Source organism: Paenibacillus silagei, from assembly GCF_017874735.1.
GTDB lineage: Bacteria > Bacillota > Bacilli > Paenibacillales > Paenibacillaceae > Paenibacillus_AQ > Paenibacillus_AQ silagei.
In genome coordinates, this window is sequence record NZ_JAGGLV010000003.1 from 433,373 (window position 1) to 449,805 (window position 16,433).

Below are 16,433 nucleotides of genomic sequence, written 5' to 3' on the forward strand. Positions count from 1 at the left end.
GGAAGCCTTCCATGCGTTCCTGAGGTTTTTTTTGTTTATTATTGTATACATACACTACTCATGGAGGTTCATATATGGTTTTTATCATTTCAATTACCATCGTAGCGATTTTTGCCATATGGGGAGCAGTGGCGCCTGACCAGATGGCAAGTACCGCTAATGCCGCCTACACTTTCTCCATCCATAATTTCGGCTGGTTCTATTTGCTGGCGACTCTGTTCTTCTTGATCTTCACCTTCTATTTAGCCTTCAGCAGGTTCGGCAGTATCCGGCTGGGAGACGATGACGATGAACCGGAATATTCCACAGTCTCCTGGCTGTCGATGTTATTCAGCGCAGGAATGGGGATCGGGCTGGTCTACTGGGGAGTGGCTGAACCGCTGTCCCATTATTTATCTCCGCCGGAGGGCGTACCAGGAGGGACGACAGAAGCAGCACGGATCTCCATGCGCTATTCTTTTTTCCATTGGGGACTTCACCCATGGGCCATCTATGCCGTCATCGGATTGACACTTGCTTATTTCCAGTTCCGCAAAGGGTACAAAGGCTTGATCAGCTCTGCTTTTATCCCTCTACTCGGTGAGAGGCTGGTGTCCGGCTGGCTGGGTAAAGCCATCGATATTTTGGCGGTAATTGCCACAATTTTTGGAGTAGCGACTTCGCTTGGTCTCGGGGCTCTGCAGATTAACGGAGGGTTGCACTATTTATTCGGACTTCCGAACACCGTAGCCGCTCAGATTGCAATTATTGCTGTAGTGACCGTGCTGTTCCTCATCTCAGCTACCAGCGGTCTGGACAAGGGGATCAAAATCCTCAGCAACACCAACTTAGTGATCGCCGTTCTTTTGATGCTGTTCGTATGGATCACGGGTCCGACCTCGTTTATCTTTGATACCTTTACCACCACATTAGGCAGTTACCTGCAAAACATCGTCAATATGAGCTTGAGGTTAACGCCTTTTTCCAAGGGAACTTGGGTAGGGGCGTGGACCTTATTCTATTGGGCCTGGTGGATTGCCTGGGCACCCTTTGTCGGAACATTCATTGCTAGGATATCCAAAGGAAGAACTATCAAGGAATTTGTCATTTGTGTGCTGATTATACCGAGTCTGTTCGGTTTTATCTGGTTTTCGGTATTCGGGGGAACGGGCATGCAAATGGAGCTCTTCGATGGTGTCCAGCTGGCTGAAGCCGTTAAAGGAGACACGACCACCGCCCTTTTCGTCATGCTGGAGCAATTGCCTTTAGGCACCATAGTATCGTTAATAGCTACGATCCTGATTATGATCTTCTTCATTACATCAGCCGATTCGGCTACCTTTGTACTGGGCATGCTGACGTCAGACGGCAAGCTGAATCCCAGCGCAAGAGTCAAACTAACCTGGGGAATTCTGCAATCCTCCATCGCTGTTGTGCTGCTGATTAGCGGCGGCTTGGGCGGCCTTCAGACCGCTTCCATTGTAGCTGCGCTGCCTTTTGCCATTGTTCTGATCGGCATGTGCTTCTCCCTGCTTAAAGCGCTCAAGGAGGAGGACAAAGAGCGCCGTCAACGGGAAAAACGCCAACGCCAACAGCTGAAGCGGCTGCTGGAGGAGCATGAGGCTATCCAAGCTAATGCGGATTCCATTTGACCCGATGTTATCCTTATAACTAAAATTTTAAAAAGGTGTGTTAAAGATCACAACGGATAATCTAAGGATAGAAGCTAACAGAATGGAGCTAGTTGCAGAGAATTTATTAAAAGATTTCGGCGCGGTTAGCCTGAAATAATATACAATGGCTGAACCCTCAGGAACGCGATCCTAGCGTCCTGAGGTTTTTTTCGTAAAGCCTCTATTCACAATTCAGATTAATATCTTATAAGAAATTCTAGAAATCACAGAAATTTATCCGGGCAGGGGGTGCTACTATACAACTATAAATAGAGACGAGGTGATGACATGCAAGCGAAATTGGCAGCGGACGCCATGCCCCTACCCCAAAAGCGGAACTCATGGATAAGAACGATAAAAAAGTATAAAGTGATGTACGCGCTCCTGTTCCCGGCGTTAGTTTATTTTGCCGTATTCAAATACATTCCTATGGCGGGAATCATTATTGCTTTTAAGAACTATAACCTGGCTTTGGGGCTATGGGACAGCCCGTGGGTGGGATTTAGAAATTTCACGGATTTTATGAATGGCGTTTATTTCTGGGACATCATGAGAAACACGATTATCATATCGCTGTATAAGCTGTTGTTCGGTTTCTCGGCTCCGGTCCTTCTGGCTTTGCTGCTGAATGAAGTGTATACCCAGTGGTTTAAGAAAATCGTACAAACGATCACTTATTTGCCCCATTTTCTGTCATGGGTCATTGTGTATGGAATGATGGTGGCGTTATTGGCCCCGGGGGATGGGCTGTTCAACATGATTTTGAAGGAGGCTGGTGTTGAACCCATCTCATTCCTGACAGAACCTGCCTGGGGCCGGCTGCTGATTATCTTATCTGAAATATGGAAGGATATTGGCTGGGGCGCGATATTGTACCTTGCCGCATTAGCAGGAATCGATCCAAGCTTGTATGAAGCGGCCAGAATGGATGGCGCCTCCAAATGGAGACAGCTCTGGCATGTAACCCTTCCCGGCATCCGGGGAGTTATGATTCTGATGCTGATCCTCAAATTAAGCCATATTCTGGATGCAGGTTTTGACCAGATATTCATGTTTGCCAACAGCTTCAATCAGGAGAAGATCGACATTATTGACACCTGGGTCTACCGTGAAGGGCTTGAGCGGCTGAAGATTGGCCTGGCTACGGCTGTGGGATTGTTTAAAGCCGTCATCGGATTTGGTTTAGTGCTCGCGGCGAATAAGCTGGCCAAAAAATTCGATGGGCAAATCTGGTGAGGGGGTGATCCAAATGATCAATTTGACAACCGGGGAAAAAGTCTGGCAAGCCGTCGTTTATTTTATTCTGATTTTGCTGTCCTTGATGTGCTTACTGCCCTTTCTCTATGTGGTTGCTGTTTCAGTGACCCCGGAATCGGAAGTGTTAAGAAGAGGAATTGTGATTATACCAGAGACCTTTACCTTTCTAGCCTACAAAGAAGTATTCATTTCTCACGGGATCGGGCAGGCGTATAAAATCACCTTGTTTCGGACGATTGTAGGCACTTTGCTGAATGTGTTCTTTACGGTAATCGCGGCTTATCCCTTATCCAAAAAATATTTGCCGGGACGAAGCCCGTTCCTGCTATTCATTGTCTTCACCATGATGTTTGGGGGAGGATTAATTCCGACTTATTTATTAGTCCGCTCTCTGGGATTGCTGAACAGTCCATGGGTACTGATCATTCCACAGCTCATTAGTGCCTTTAATCTGGTCATCATCAAAGGGTTTTTCGAGCAATTGCCCGCAGAAATCGAGGAATCCGCGAGGGTGGACGGTGCAAGTGAGCTTCAGTCGTTATGGCGGATCATTTTACCCCTGTCACTGCCCGTCCTGTCCACAATTTCTTTGTTTTACGCAGTCGGGCACTGGAACAGTTACTTCGATGCTATTGTGTATATCAATGATTCGGGCCTAATGCCGCTTCAAGTGATCTTGCGCAACATCCTGCTTAACGTCGCCACACAAAGTGCGGATTCGCTTGCCAATTCCGGCACGGTTAGTACGTTCGCTGTGCAAATGGCTGCAGTTGTCGTGACTACGGTTCCGATTTTGATCGTCTACCCGTTTATGCAAAAGCATTTTACCAAAGGTGTGCTCTTGGGATCAGTTAAAGGTTAAAAGGCATTCCAACCTGAGTTGTTACGGGGAAACCGTGATAATATAGAAGCAAAGGAGAGGTCATTATGCAACGTAAAGCAATTACATTGGCTATGCTGACAGCAATAGTGGGTATGGGAACGGTATTGTCAGGATGTGGGGGACCCAAAGAGGAACCGCCGGCAGCATCGGGGAATTCAGAGGGCCAGCAGAGTCCCTTTGAAACCAAATTGAAAATTACGATGTTTAACCAGGGTACGTTCAATGCGGCTGCTCCGATTCCTCCACGTGAAGAAGATATTCAGCGCCAAATGCTGGAGGAAGCCGTAAACATTGACCTCGAAATGATGATTCCCCAATCCGGGCAAGCCACGACTAAATTAAATACGCTCATAGCCGGCGGAGATATTCCGGATTTGATCTTCTTGAAAAGCCGGGCGGATCTTGCGCAATATTATGATCAAGGCGTTCTTGCGGATCTGACACCGTATCTTGATCAATTTCCTGAATTGCAGAAACGTTTCAGCAGCGACTCCTGGGAGGCGGTAACCTATCAGGGACAAACCATTGGGGTTCCGGGTTATGATAATGTCAACGGTATCAGCCGAAGCTACTTCATCCGCCAGGATTGGCTGACAAAGCTGAATATGGAGGTGCCAACAACACCTGACGAGCTGTTTGAAGTTATGAAAGCCTTTACAGAGAAGGACCCGGACGGTAACGGCAAGAACGATACGTACGGATTCATCGGCGGTATGAATAAAGAAGGCAATCTGCAAACCTACGGCTTCGATAGTCTGATGTGGATGTTCGGTGTCAATCCTCCCTCAGCCATTGATGTGAAGGACAATGAACCGGTATTCCTGTATACCGATCCCAAAATGAAAGAAGCGCTCGCTTATATCCATAAAATGATGGAAGCCAAAGTTGTAGATCCGGACTGGGTGACGATGAATACGCCCGATTTGCTCGACCAAAAGTTATTTAAGGGGAAAGTGGGCTTCATGATCAGAGACGCCCGCAGGCTGGAGCCGGATTATCAGCAGAAAATGAAAGAAATCAGCGGAGAGGTGCCGGAATGGATCGTTATTCCTCCAATGACAGGTCCTTATGGTGATCAGATTGTAGAGAGAAAATCGTTCCAGGGCAATTCATGGGCCATATCCAAGAAAGCGGATAAGGAGAAAATCATCCGGATCTTGTCCATGCTGAATTATTTCTTCACGGACCAAGAAGCCTATCCGAATTTTGCCTACGGAATCAAAGGAATTCACTGGGATGTGGTGGACGGCAAGATCAAAAATAAAACCTCCGAATTATCGAAGGACATGAAAGAAAAGTACCTCTGGGTCGATCATTACAGAATGCCGCGCCGCGGGGATGATGCGGAGTACTTCAGCTTCCAGAATCCCAAGACGGCAGAAGCGTTTGAGAACAATCAGAAATACGTGGCGCCCACGTTGCCCGGGAACTTATTGACTGAAGACCCGAACGATTCATTGGCAGCTGACCGCCAGCGTTACATTAATGAGAGCCTGGTCAAATTTATGACTGGCAAGGAACCACTTTCGAACTGGGACAATTTCCTAGATACATTGGAGACCAAGTTTGACATGCAGAGATATAAGGAGTCTGTAATCAAACAATTTAAGGAAGCAGGCTTAATCAAGTAAAAATTAAACGAAGAGAGCGGCTATCCTTAGCCCTCTCTTTATTGTCATATGCTATGATTTGTTCCATACCGATGCAGAAGGAAGATGATCGATGCGAAGAAGAATCAGCCTGCCCTTAAAATTATTTTTGATCGTCTTTGCCTTTGTATTAAGCTGCATCATCTTGATCAGCCAATTATCTTACCGCTATGTCCAAAAGGAAATAAGAACCACGGATGTGTATTACACCAACCAAATTCTTGACAAGATAGACCAGTATTTCACCGTTAATTTCTCCTCCTTCCAGACGATCCTGTTCTCGGTGGAATCATCGGTGAAAGCCAATATTGACAATACGGACGTAATTAAAAAGCAATTAAGAGAGCTATATGAACTCAACAGCAGTTACGTCAGTAATATTTATCTGATCCAAAGCGATTTATCCATTCTAGGCGGAAGCACGGCTACCCGGATATTCGATGAACCTTTAGCTGAAAGAGAACCCTTGTTTGCTGCCGCTGACCAGAACAGAAGGACAACCTTTGTCAGCGACCCTTACAAATCTAAATATTCCGGCTGGACCGTTACCATGGTCCGGTATCTGAACGGCACTCCGTTTCCTATGGCTATTGCGGTAGATTTGGATCTCAATGCCATTGAAGAAACCTTGTTCAAGATTAACAGACAAGAACAAATGAATCTGGCTCTAATCACCGCATCGGGTAAAATCATTGCCGGATTTTCGGAAAATAAAGGCTCCCTGAATATTCAAGACCATACGTTTTCAATCGGTGAAACATCAGCGGAACAAATTCTGGATACCGCAGAAACAAGCCTTCAATTGCACACCAAGGAGGGAACTCAGGTCTCCCTTCTGAAAAAACCGACGGAAAAGTTCAACTGGACCATTATCTCAATCAACGATGAATCACGCTTGAAAGCGGCTTTGTCCAGATTGGAAACCTATTATATCGAGCTTCTGGCTGCGGGCTTTCTCTTAAGCCTGTTCGTATCCTTTTTTATTGCCAAATATATAAGAACTCCGCTCTACGCACTCAAAACAAAAATGAAACGGGTGGAGCAGGGTCTCCTGACAACTACTATATCTATTAACCGAAACGATGAGTTTGGCGATCTCTCCCGGGCATTCGATCGTATGCTGCAGCAAATTGTGGAACTGATCCGGGGAGCAGAGCTTCATCATGACCTTGAACGCAAGCTGGAAATTCAAGTGCTGCAGTCGCAAATCAACCCTCATTTCCTGTATAACACGCTTGGTTCTATCAGCAATGTCATACGGCTCGGACAGATTGAGAAAGTAGATGTGGTGATCGAGTCTCTGATTTCAATCCTGGAATACGGGATCGCCGACGCTTCGGAGAAGGTCTCACTGCGCCAGGAGCTGCAAAATGTATCGGACTATATCGCGATCCAGAACATCCGTTATAACCGGAGCTTTCAATTGATTGAAGATATCGAAGCAGGATTAACAGACTTTCCGGTATTTAGAATGCTGCTGCAGCCGCTTGTGGAGAACAGTATCTTCCATGGTTATAACGGAGGGGGGATCGAAGGCCCTATTACTATTCATGCGTACAGAGAGGGCGGCAGGGTCATCATAGAAGTCGTTGATCAAGGCGAGGGTATTCCGGCTGATACCATACAGCATATTTTAACTTCAGAACCCAGTGATGTGGAATTGAAAAGGAAAAGAATCGGATTAAACAATATTCATGACCGGATCAGACTTCACTACGGAGAACAATTCGGACTCCAAATCACGAGTATACCTAAGGAAATAACCCGTGTTCAGGCCGTATTCCCGGCAGGCTTGTTTAAAGGAGATGCATGATGGTGAGAGAATACACCTGCTTCATTGTTGATGATGAGGATCTGATCCTTCAGCGGCTGGAATTGTTTTTTCAAGAGCTCTCCCTTAGGGATAAGCGATTTCATTTGGTGGGCAAAGCGAATAATGGGCTGGAGGGGATAGAGGAGATCGTAAAGCTTAAGCCGGATATCGTGATATCTGATATCGTGATGCCGCGAATGGATGGGATTTCCATGATAGAGCAGCTAAAGTCAACGCTCCCCCGTACCCAGTTCATTCTTTTGACCGCTTATTCCTCCTTTGAATACGCCCAGAGAGCGATTCAAGCCAACGTAATGGAGTACATTGTTAAGGTTCCGCTCAGGGAAGCGGATTTGAACCGGGCTTTAGATAAGGCAGCCGGGAATTTAAATGAGCTTAAGAAAAAAGAAGCGGAATTTCAATCGTTAAACGTATCCGTGCTTGAAAATAAATATAGAGTCCGCAAGCAGTTTTTTAACGAGCTAATCAGAGGGGAAATTCCTTCTCACCGGGCATCGGATTTTGCCAACCGCATGCAGTTTCATTTCTTCCAAGCCAGCTATTGCTGTTTTATTGTCGAAATGAACAGGTATGAAAGTTTCCGGAACGCTTATTCAGCGTCTGATCAAAGCATCCTGAGGTATGCGATTACGAATATCATCGAGGAAACAGTGATGAATGGGGGCAGTGGTGTAGCTGCGGATTTATCCGCTAACCGTTTTATTGGCTTCCTATCCTGGGAGAATAACCGCAGTGATCTGGAAACGGAATATGATTGCCAGGCATTAGGGGGGCAGATCGTCTCCCATTTGCACCAATACTTGAATGTAAGGGTATCTGTCGCTTTTGGAGGTCCGCACCGGGGCTGGGAATCGATCAAACAGGCTTACACGGAAGCACAAAAGGTGAGTGATGATTTCTATTATCATACGGAGAAAGCAGTAAAAACACCTATGCACCGCTTCCAATACCACAATGACAGAAAAGAAGAATTTCAGCAGAGGCTGGCTGAATTTCTTGACGGGCTGAAAAGAAAGGTCTCCAAGGATGAGCTGGAGCAGGCCTTTGCTGATCTGAACCAGTTCGTTACGGAACATAAAATCCATAAGTCCATCATGGTGCCTATGCTGCGGGACTTGTACAGAGACATTACGGTGAAGTTTAAATCAGGAAACAAGCTGACCACGGAGGTAGCAGAGTTTCCCATCGAGTGTATGTCTTTCCGGGAGCAGCTGGCCTATATTGGCGACTTCACTTACGACTATGTACACGCCGGCCAGCTTTTACACCGCGCTGAAATCATGAGTGCTATACAGTTTATAGAGCGTAACCTGAAACAGCGGTTAACGCTCGAGGCGATTGCCGAGGAAGTGAATTTAGCTCCATCGTATTTTAGCAGCTTATTCAAAAAAACAATGAACGAGGGCGTGATCACTTACATCAACCGTAAAAAAATCCAATTAGCTCTCGAGCTGTTAAATGTTCGGGATTATTCAATATTGGAATTGTGCGAGGAAGTAGGGATTGTGAACGAAGGTTATTTTTGCAAATTATTTAAAGAATATACGGGGGATACGCCCAAGCAATACCGGATTAAAATGACCCGGTATGAATCCGGATAACCTTGCAACAATCGTATAATTTTTTCGTGAAATCATGTAAAAAAAAGCTCCTCAAAAAGCTTACCATGAGAGAAGGATCTAATCATGGAGGTTATCAAAATGGAGCTAATTAAAGCAGATGTAACTGTCGTAGGCGGAGGTATTGCCGGGATCTGCGCAGCCATTGCTGCCGCACGCCAAGGGCTGCAGGTCTCACTTATTAATGACCGGCCGGTCCTTGGGGGAAATGCGAGCAGCGAGGTCAGGGTTCATATCAACGGGTCGGCATATCTCGGAAACAGTCCATCCTATTATGCGCGCGAGGGCGGATTGGTGGAAGAGCTCAAGCTGAAGATTTTTCACTATAATCCGTTGTACAACAAGAAGCTTATGCTTTCGCTTTCGGATACGGTCTTGCTCGACATGGTCTATGGTGAGGCTAACATTGCTCTATTCCTGAATACATGTGTGCATGAAACGGGGATGGAGAACGGCAGAATTAAGTGGGTGGAGGGTCTTCAATTAGCTTCCGAAAGAAAATTCCGTTTCGAAAGCCGGACCTATATCGATTGTTCCGGCGATGGCATTGTCGGCTATCAGGCAGGGGCTCTCTTCCGGCAGGGGAGAGAGGCGAAGCATGAATATAAGGAAGAATTGGCACCTGAAGTGGCGGACCATTACACCATGGGCGATACGATCCTGTTTCAGGCCCGTGACGTAGGGTATTCCGTTCCCTACCAAAGACCTGGCTTTGCGTATGATATTACGAAGCTGGCTTTTTTCGATAGTATCAGACAAGGCTTAAACCACCGGTCTTTTCCAAGAAAAATCAACGGGCTTGGCGGATTGTGGTGGCTGGAATACGGCGGGCATCTGGATATTATCAAGAATAATGAAGAGATCGCCTTGGAGCTGCGGAAACTGGTATACGGAATTTGGGATTATATCAAAAATAGCGGCGAATTTGATGATGTAGCCAATCTCATCCTGGATTATGTATGCCCGATTCCGGGAAAGCGGGAGTCCAGGCGGTTTATTGGTGATCACATGCTGTCCCAGAACGATCTTACCACAAAGCCGCATTTCGAGGATGCTGTATCCGTCGGCGGATGGTATATGGACTTACATGCCAATAAGGGCATCTACGATGAGGGGCCGGCTACAGCCTGGAATTTCGTGCCCGGATTGTACAATATCCCTTTCCGCAGTTTATATTCACGAAATATTCCTAATCTTATGTTCGCCGGCCGCAATATAAGTGCTACCCATGTGGCCTTCGGATCAACCAGGGTAATGGCAACCTGCGGTTGTATGGGACAGGCGGTGGGAACGGCTGCTTCGTTATGCTTGAAATATGAGGCAGATCCTGCGGCTATAGCTGAGGATCATATGAGTGAGCTGCAGGCTTTGCTGCTCCGGGACGGACAGACGATTGTAGGGCTTCAGGAGGAATTGGACCCGTACTTCGCTGACGGATTAACGATTCGTGCTTCATCTCAGCGCAGCTACGACAATCTTCATCCAACCGAAGAGCTTTCCCTGGAGACAGGGTTATGTCTGGTCCTGCCGATTCAGACATCCGTAGCTGAAAGCGTACGGATCAAAATTAAAAACAGGTCCGGGCATCCGGAAACCCTGCAGGTGAAGCTGTTCGGCGGGGAACGGAAGGAAAATTATATTCCCGTCAGCGGGTTGAAAGAGTACAGCTTGGCTGTTGCACCCGGTCATGACGACTGGATTACGCTGGACCTCGGCTGCCAGAAACCGGCTGACGACAAAATCTACATCGTACTGGAAGGTACGGCGGGCCTTGCCGTATACGGCAATGAAGAGAAAATGACCGGAGCGGTCAGCTTCTATTATAGACCGGAAGAGCCGTCCGGACTGAAGAAATTCAATAAGAGCATTTGCTTCAAGGAGCTGTTGCCGGCCCAGGATATGTATAATCCGGGGAATGTCGTCAACGGCTTCTCCAGACCTTATGGTCTGCCGAACAGCTGGATTTCTGAGCGTACGGAAGGACAGGAATGGCTGGAATTTGGTTTGGCCAGCCCCAAAAATATGGACGAAATCCAGCTTATTTTCAACCCGCAGCTGAATTTGGAGCATTTCGACGATCCGATTGAGTCTCTGATCCAAGATTATGAGTTGACCTTAACCTTAGAAGACGGAAGCGAGCGGACAATCATAACCCGCGGCAATTATCTCACCTTGAACAAACATAAGGTGGACGCGAAAGCGGTCACCCGAATTCGTTTTGATTTCTATGCAACGTATGGTTCGCCTTATTTTGAAGTGTTTGCTGTAAAATGCTTTGCTCCTAAAAACGATAAGTGAGGTCAGGTGAAGTCGAGATGAAGGATGTATTCCCTCGAAGAGGGCTCCCTAATGTCATTCAGAAGCTGGAAAATGGGGATACGGTCACCATCGTCTATTTCGGTGGCAGCAATACGCGTTCTGAAGGATACAGGGTCATGACGGCGGATTGGCTTCGTGAGCAATATCCCAAGGCGGATATCCGCGCGGTGAATGCAGGTATTAACGGGACAGGATCGGATCTGGGCTGTGCCCGTGTGGAGACAGATGTACTGCGTCACCGGCCTGATCTGGTATTTGTTGAATTTGTCGGTAACGATGGCGGAGATCCCGAATCCAAGGCGCGGATCGAAGGGATTGTCCGTCAGATCCGCAAGCGGAGCCGGTTTACCGATATCCTGTTCGTGTATACGCTGAAGGAGCGGGATGTGGCCTTGTTCCAGTCCGGGGAATATCAGAAGGGCGCTCTAATGCAAGAGGAAGTGGCCGACTATTATGGGATTCCTTCTATTCATCTGGGGGTAGCGGTCAGTCACCTGGTGTCGGAGGGACAACTCGTGTTCACCTCAAGAGAAGACGTATCCATTCCCGGCGCCGTTATTTTTACGCATGATTCGATCCATCCGACCATTCCCGAAGGACACCAGATTTACACGGATACGATCACCCGGTCCTTTGAGCTCATTAGAGAGCTTCAAGATCAGCCGGGAAGGTTCGTACATCACCTGCCTCAGAATCCGCTGGTCCCCGCTAATCCTTGGGAGTATGCGGCCATGCTGCCACTGGATAGTCTGACTACTTTTTCTGCAGGATGGTCATATCTGACACCGGGTGATTCTGCTCTAGCTCGCGAGTACAGCTGGTTGTTTCCCGGCCTGTGGCGGGCAGCCGATCCTGGAGAGGCGGTCACGGTGCAATTCGAGGGTACCCGTATCGGATTATTCGATATCGGAGGGCCTGATTCTGGCAGATTGAAGGTGTCGGTGGATGGAGGGGAACCCTTTATTATCGATCGGTTCACCCATTACAACGATCACAATCGTAATCAGTATGTATTCCTGCCGGAGCTCCCGAACGGGAAACATACGGTTCGCTTCGAGCTCGATACCGGCAAGACAGACAAAGCGGCCGTGTTCGAGGCATCCGGCAATGATCGGAGCAGTGAGCATTTCCGGCAGCATCCGGATTGGTATGATCAAACGGTGATCCGGCTTGGGAAGCTGTTACTGGTGCAGCCTCCCTTATAATGGCTCATTAGACATTGTACAATGGCTGAACCCTCAGGAACGCTATCCTAGCGTCCTGAGGGTTTTTAGCTTTTGATGCATTTCTTTTGTCCGTTCATATTCAGTTCATATTGACGTCACGGGGAATACACTTTCATTGGTTAAGCTTACATCTTAGCAAAAGAAGAAGTAGAAAGAGAGGGTGTCAAATGAGATTATTTGAGATACTTTTAGTTCTATCCTGTTTCGCGCTACTCTCAGATCTATTGTTTATCAGAAGAGGGGCAAAGACAACAGGACTGGTTTTGGGGATAGGAAGCAGCGTTATATTAGTAGTTCAATTATTTGTAGAGGGATACAGATGGCAGTTGCTTTTGGTATATATGATGACGGCGTTACTCATACTCATCGTTATACTCAGGCATTTAGGCAAGATGGGGAATATAAGGAATATAAAAGCAGGGAAGCTGTTGAAATATAGTTCATCTTCCATCATCGTCATTCTGCTTGTTATATCTACCGGCTTGTCTGTATACTTGCCAGTCTTTCATTTGCCGAAGCTTGAAGGTCCGGAGAAGGTGGGTACTCAAACCTTTCATTTTACGGATCAGAACAGAGATGAAGTCTTGACTGAAGATCCTAGCGATAAGAGGGAACTAATGGTTCAAGTGTGGTACCCTACTGCAAATAGCAGTAACAAGAAGAGTGAAGCTCTTTTTCCCAAAGATAAAGAAATGTTCAAAAAGTATATCCAGACCTATTCTAATTCATTAAACCTACCAGACTTTGTATTCGATTACTGGAAGTATAGTAAAACCAACTCTTATGAAAATGTAGAAATATTGCCTTCTACAAGTCCTTATCCTGTGGTACTGCTATCTCACGGTATGGGAACCAGTCGGGTTCTCCATGCATCACAGGCCGAGAATCTCGCCAGTCACGGGTATATCGTGGTCACTATCGATCATACGTATAGCACCTTTGCTACCATTTTTCCGGATGGCCGTGTAACGGACTATACCACCAAGACGACTACCGTAGAAGATCGCAGAAGAATCGGTAAGATATGGACGAAAGATGTGGAGTTTGTAATCGACGAAATTGAAAAGCTGAATTCAGGTGCAATCGAAAGTCAATTTAAAGGAAAAATCGATCTAAATCATCTAGGTGTAATGGGGCATTCCTTCGGGGGGGCAACAGCGTTTAATACTACTTATGTAGATCCTAGAATCAAGGCCGGGGTCAATATGGACGGGTCACTGATCGAAGTGGACAATAGAGATGATCTAAACAAGCCGTTTATGTTCATAAGATCGGGAGTTTTTAAAGACTGGTTGACAGATTTCAAGAAGGATACCAATCCGGATAACGAAGTCACCAAACAACTTGAAGAAGAGCTGCACATTATTAAAAATGTGATCAATCAGGGAGGACCTGCGATTTATATAGAGGGTACCCAGCACTTCAATTTCACGGACCTTCAGTTCTATTCTGAGCTGATCAAACTGACTGGAATCACAGGAGATATTAATGGTAAAAGAGGATCAGACGTCGTAAATCACTATGTCCTCGATTTCTTTAATAAGGCATTGAAAGGAGAAGGGGGACAACTATTGGAGGGGCCAAACGACAGTTATCCCGAGGTGAAATTTATAAATCCGGAAGAGCTTTAATATGAAACAATATACGATTTTGATATAAATACAGACGATTTCGGGAGCAGCACTCCCTTCTTTATACTATTCTGAGAATAGAAATAAGAAGGGGGTGCTGCTTATGATCGTTCAGGCTGCGATAGGAATTCTGTTGATTCCATTCCTGTTTTTCGGTATACGGGCAATAGTTCATTCTATATGGTGTGACAAACTAGCCAGACAGCAGGATAAACGGTTCACTTATTATATCAGTCAAGAATACGTTGACGGCAAGGAATGCCGTCGTTAAGAATCGTTGCCGGCAGCAGCAGATTGCTTGCGAAAGTCTTGCGGGATCTGTCCTAATTGTTTACCGAACACATACGAAAAATAACTTGCCGTTTGAAACCCGCAGGCCATGGCGATCTCTCCAACAGGCATCTTTGTCTCTTTCAGCATCTCACAGCTTTTTTGAAGACGGTAGCGGGTCAAATAATTATTGGGTGTCCATCCAACATGCTTTTTAAATAGCTCACAACATCTGCTTCTGCATACTGAACCGGCGGCTGCAATCTCATCAATGGTTAGTTTAGCGTCATAATGCTGGTGAATATACCCGGTCATTTTACGGATTGTCATCCATACCTGTTCATCATTCGGATTGCCCGGTGCCTGCTGTATATGATCGGCTATACCCGCACATATGGACACAGCCTGGGATAATAAGCGGAGCAGGTTCCCTTCATTACTGTGCACCTCATCATACAACTCAGTTAGCGCGAGCAGAATCGCATGCTGCCAAGACGTTTGGGAAGATAACAGTAAATAATCGTCGGTGTCGGAAGCGAATTTTTCTTCAAGATATGCTTTTCCCGCAAGCGTGTTTTCGCCCAGAAGGGCAGGATGAATGACGATGACCAGAAAAGTACAATCACTCTTCGCAGCAGAGAAGCCATAGTGGAGGCGTTTACTGTTAACGAAAATTCCATTCCCTTTATCGAGATGAACCGTTTGTCCATTCACATAATAATCCATTTCCCCGTCCAGCACTACAATGAACTCCAGGTCCGGATGCCAATGATACGCGGCCGCGAAGCGGTCAAATTGATGCAGCGCTCCCTTTTTAGCATACAGCGGGAAACCCGGCAGATTATAATTCAGTCTTTCGGATAAATCAGAGAATACCTCAAGGGCGAATTTATCCATAGCTACACCTCACTAGTGGATTATACGATTTTGACATAATGATAACTGATTCTGGAGGGTAAAACAAAAAAATGTCATAAGGATGGGATTTCCAAAGCAGAGGAAAGTTGTATAATAAAGCTTGGAAAGAACTTTTCTGTTTTTGCTACATGTAACCTACTCATGGAAATATGCTAGCAAGATTGGTAGAGACCTTTACTATGGGTAAAAAAGCGGGGATAAAGCATCTATGAAACAAAAGAGTTTGATTTATTCGCTAATGTTAGCACTTATATTATCGGTCGTATCTGGGGCTGGAAATATAAGTGCGGCTGCACGGAACATTACCGACATTGTCAAAGTAACCACACCTAGTGAGATTAAAATTGGAGAGTGGAAGTCATACGAAATAGCCATCACTGACTGGACAGATGGAGACGTTGCAGACCATGATTTTACTCCGATTTCTTCAGATGAGAATATTATAAAGGTTGTCCGGAAAACGAAATGGGTTTCTGAACTTCATGCCTTAAATAAAGGGACTGCCACCTTAACTGTCAATATTGGAGAAAAGTTTGAACCTTATGTGTTCACTGTTCAAGTGGTCGATGATTATACAGTTAAGCCTGAAACAACTCCTACACCAACTCCTGAACCAACAAGTCCAGGAGTCAAAAAATCACCTACCCACGAAGAAGTTATGGTTAAGGACTTTGAAGAGTATAACAAGCAATTGCAGATTATAGGAAAGTATGAAAATAAAGCCATCACTTTGTATAATGAGCTAATTGACTTAGGAATAAAAGACTCAACAAGAAAAACATTTTTTCTTTCTCTAAGCAATACTGTAGTGCCCAACTATACTAAGTTTGTATCCGGGTTGAAGTACCTAAAAGTGAATAATGCAGAGTTAAAAGAAATGCATAATCATTATCTAGCAGGGGCAAAACTCCAGTTAGAGGGGTTAACTATAATGCGGGATAGCCTGAAGACAACCAAAATAAATTATTCCAAATTCGAAGCAGGTTACAATAAGGTTGGAGAAGGAGTCAAGCAATTGAATAAAGCGGAGCTTCTCATGGATAATTACGGAAGTAAATACATCAAATAAATCATAAAAAGAAGGGGCTGTCCCAAAAGCCATGAAATGGCTGCTTGGGACAGCTTTTTATTTTGGAGTAGGATCAACGTGAGCACTTGGGTGGACGCTGCGCGAA

11 protein-coding genes are annotated in these 16,433 nt (G+C 45.9%); 10 read left to right on the forward strand and 1 reads right to left on the reverse strand.

All coding sequences use genetic code 11. The features are described 5' to 3' along the window. The first annotated feature begins 74 nt into the window (after positions 1-74). The 9 genes from J2Z70_RS07280 to J2Z70_RS07320 all read left to right on the forward strand — a co-directional run bounded on the left by J2Z70_RS07280 (position 75) and on the right by J2Z70_RS07320 (position 14,070). Positions 75-1,631 carry a glycine betaine uptake BCCT transporter gene (locus J2Z70_RS07280; RefSeq protein WP_209870998.1) on the forward strand — a complete coding sequence of 519 codons (1,557 nt, stop codon included), beginning with the start codon at positions 75-77 and terminating at the stop codon, positions 1,629-1,631. A 309-nt stretch (positions 1,632-1,940) separates the two neighbouring features. Next, the gene (locus tag J2Z70_RS07285) at positions 1,941-2,888 is read left to right on the forward strand and encodes an ABC transporter permease (RefSeq protein WP_036726841.1); all 948 of its coding nucleotides are present in this window, start codon (positions 1,941-1,943) and stop codon (positions 2,886-2,888) included. A 13-nt stretch (positions 2,889-2,901) separates the two neighbouring features. After that, positions 2,902-3,771, forward strand: coding sequence for a carbohydrate ABC transporter permease (locus J2Z70_RS07290; RefSeq protein ID WP_209871001.1), 870 nt, complete (start codon positions 2,902-2,904; stop codon positions 3,769-3,771). A gap of 65 nt (positions 3,772-3,836) precedes the next feature. After that, positions 3,837-5,423: an extracellular solute-binding protein gene (locus tag J2Z70_RS07295; RefSeq protein WP_209871004.1), complete on the forward strand. Its 1,587-nt coding sequence runs from the start codon at positions 3,837-3,839 to the stop codon at positions 5,421-5,423. A 91-nt stretch (positions 5,424-5,514) separates the two neighbouring features. Continuing rightward, complete coding sequence (locus J2Z70_RS07300) at positions 5,515-7,254, forward strand: sensor histidine kinase (protein ID WP_209871006.1); 1,740 nt, start codon at positions 5,515-5,517, stop codon at positions 7,252-7,254. After that, positions 7,254-8,876, forward strand: coding sequence for a response regulator transcription factor (locus tag J2Z70_RS07305; protein ID WP_209871009.1), 1,623 nt, complete (start codon positions 7,254-7,256; stop codon positions 8,874-8,876). The genes J2Z70_RS07300 and J2Z70_RS07305 overlap by 1 nt, the downstream gene beginning before the upstream one ends. 99 nt (positions 8,877-8,975) lie before the next feature. Further along, a complete protein-coding gene (locus tag J2Z70_RS07310; protein WP_245368042.1) occupies positions 8,976-11,192 on the forward strand; it encodes an FAD-dependent oxidoreductase in 2,217 nt (738 codons plus the stop codon). A gap of 17 nt (positions 11,193-11,209) precedes the next feature. Further along, a complete protein-coding gene (locus J2Z70_RS07315) occupies positions 11,210-12,418 on the forward strand; it encodes an SGNH/GDSL hydrolase family protein (RefSeq protein ID WP_209871015.1) in 1,209 nt (402 codons plus the stop codon). A 188-nt stretch (positions 12,419-12,606) separates the two neighbouring features. Continuing rightward, positions 12,607-14,070 (forward strand): alpha/beta hydrolase family protein, encoded by a 1,464-nt coding sequence (locus J2Z70_RS07320; protein ID WP_209871017.1) that lies wholly within the window; start codon positions 12,607-12,609, stop codon positions 14,068-14,070. A 267-nt stretch (positions 14,071-14,337) separates the two neighbouring features. On the opposite strand, the gene J2Z70_RS07325 is transcribed toward J2Z70_RS07320, so the two are convergent. Continuing rightward, on the reverse strand, positions 14,338-15,237 hold the full coding sequence (locus tag J2Z70_RS07325; RefSeq protein WP_209871020.1) for an AraC family transcriptional regulator: 900 nt from the start codon (positions 15,235-15,237) through the stop codon (positions 14,338-14,340). A 229-nt stretch (positions 15,238-15,466) separates the two neighbouring features. Here J2Z70_RS07325 and J2Z70_RS07330 point away from each other — a divergent pair, with 229 nt between their 5' ends. After that, positions 15,467-16,327 carry a hypothetical protein gene (locus tag J2Z70_RS07330; RefSeq protein ID WP_209871022.1) on the forward strand — a complete coding sequence of 287 codons (861 nt, stop codon included), beginning with the start codon at positions 15,467-15,469 and terminating at the stop codon, positions 16,325-16,327. Positions 16,328-16,433: the final 106 nt, after the last annotated feature.

Excerpts from the sequence above, each read along its gene's own strand:
- J2Z70_RS07320 (WP_209871017.1), top strand. The coding sequence starts at position 12,607 with ATGAGATTATTTGAGATACTTTTAGTTCTATCCTGTTTCGCGCTACTC.
- J2Z70_RS07330 (WP_209871022.1), top strand. The coding sequence starts at position 15,467 with ATGAAACAAAAGAGTTTGATTTATTCGCTAATGTTAGCACTTATATTA.
- J2Z70_RS07325 (WP_209871020.1), bottom strand. The coding sequence starts at position 15,237 with ATGGATAAATTCGCCCTTGAGGTATTCTCTGATTTATCCGAAAGACTG.
- J2Z70_RS07305 (WP_209871009.1), top strand. The coding sequence starts at position 7,254 with ATGGTGAGAGAATACACCTGCTTCATTGTTGATGATGAGGATCTGATC.
- J2Z70_RS07290 (WP_209871001.1), top strand. The coding sequence starts at position 2,902 with ATGATCAATTTGACAACCGGGGAAAAAGTCTGGCAAGCCGTCGTTTAT.
- J2Z70_RS07295 (WP_209871004.1), top strand. The coding sequence starts at position 3,837 with ATGCAACGTAAAGCAATTACATTGGCTATGCTGACAGCAATAGTGGGT.
- J2Z70_RS07280 (WP_209870998.1), top strand. The coding sequence starts at position 75 with ATGGTTTTTATCATTTCAATTACCATCGTAGCGATTTTTGCCATATGG.
- J2Z70_RS07285 (WP_036726841.1), top strand. The coding sequence starts at position 1,941 with ATGCAAGCGAAATTGGCAGCGGACGCCATGCCCCTACCCCAAAAGCGG.
- J2Z70_RS07300 (WP_209871006.1), top strand. The coding sequence starts at position 5,515 with ATGCGAAGAAGAATCAGCCTGCCCTTAAAATTATTTTTGATCGTCTTT.
- J2Z70_RS07315 (WP_209871015.1), top strand. The coding sequence starts at position 11,210 with ATGAAGGATGTATTCCCTCGAAGAGGGCTCCCTAATGTCATTCAGAAG.
- J2Z70_RS07310 (WP_245368042.1), top strand. The coding sequence starts at position 8,976 with ATGGAGCTAATTAAAGCAGATGTAACTGTCGTAGGCGGAGGTATTGCC.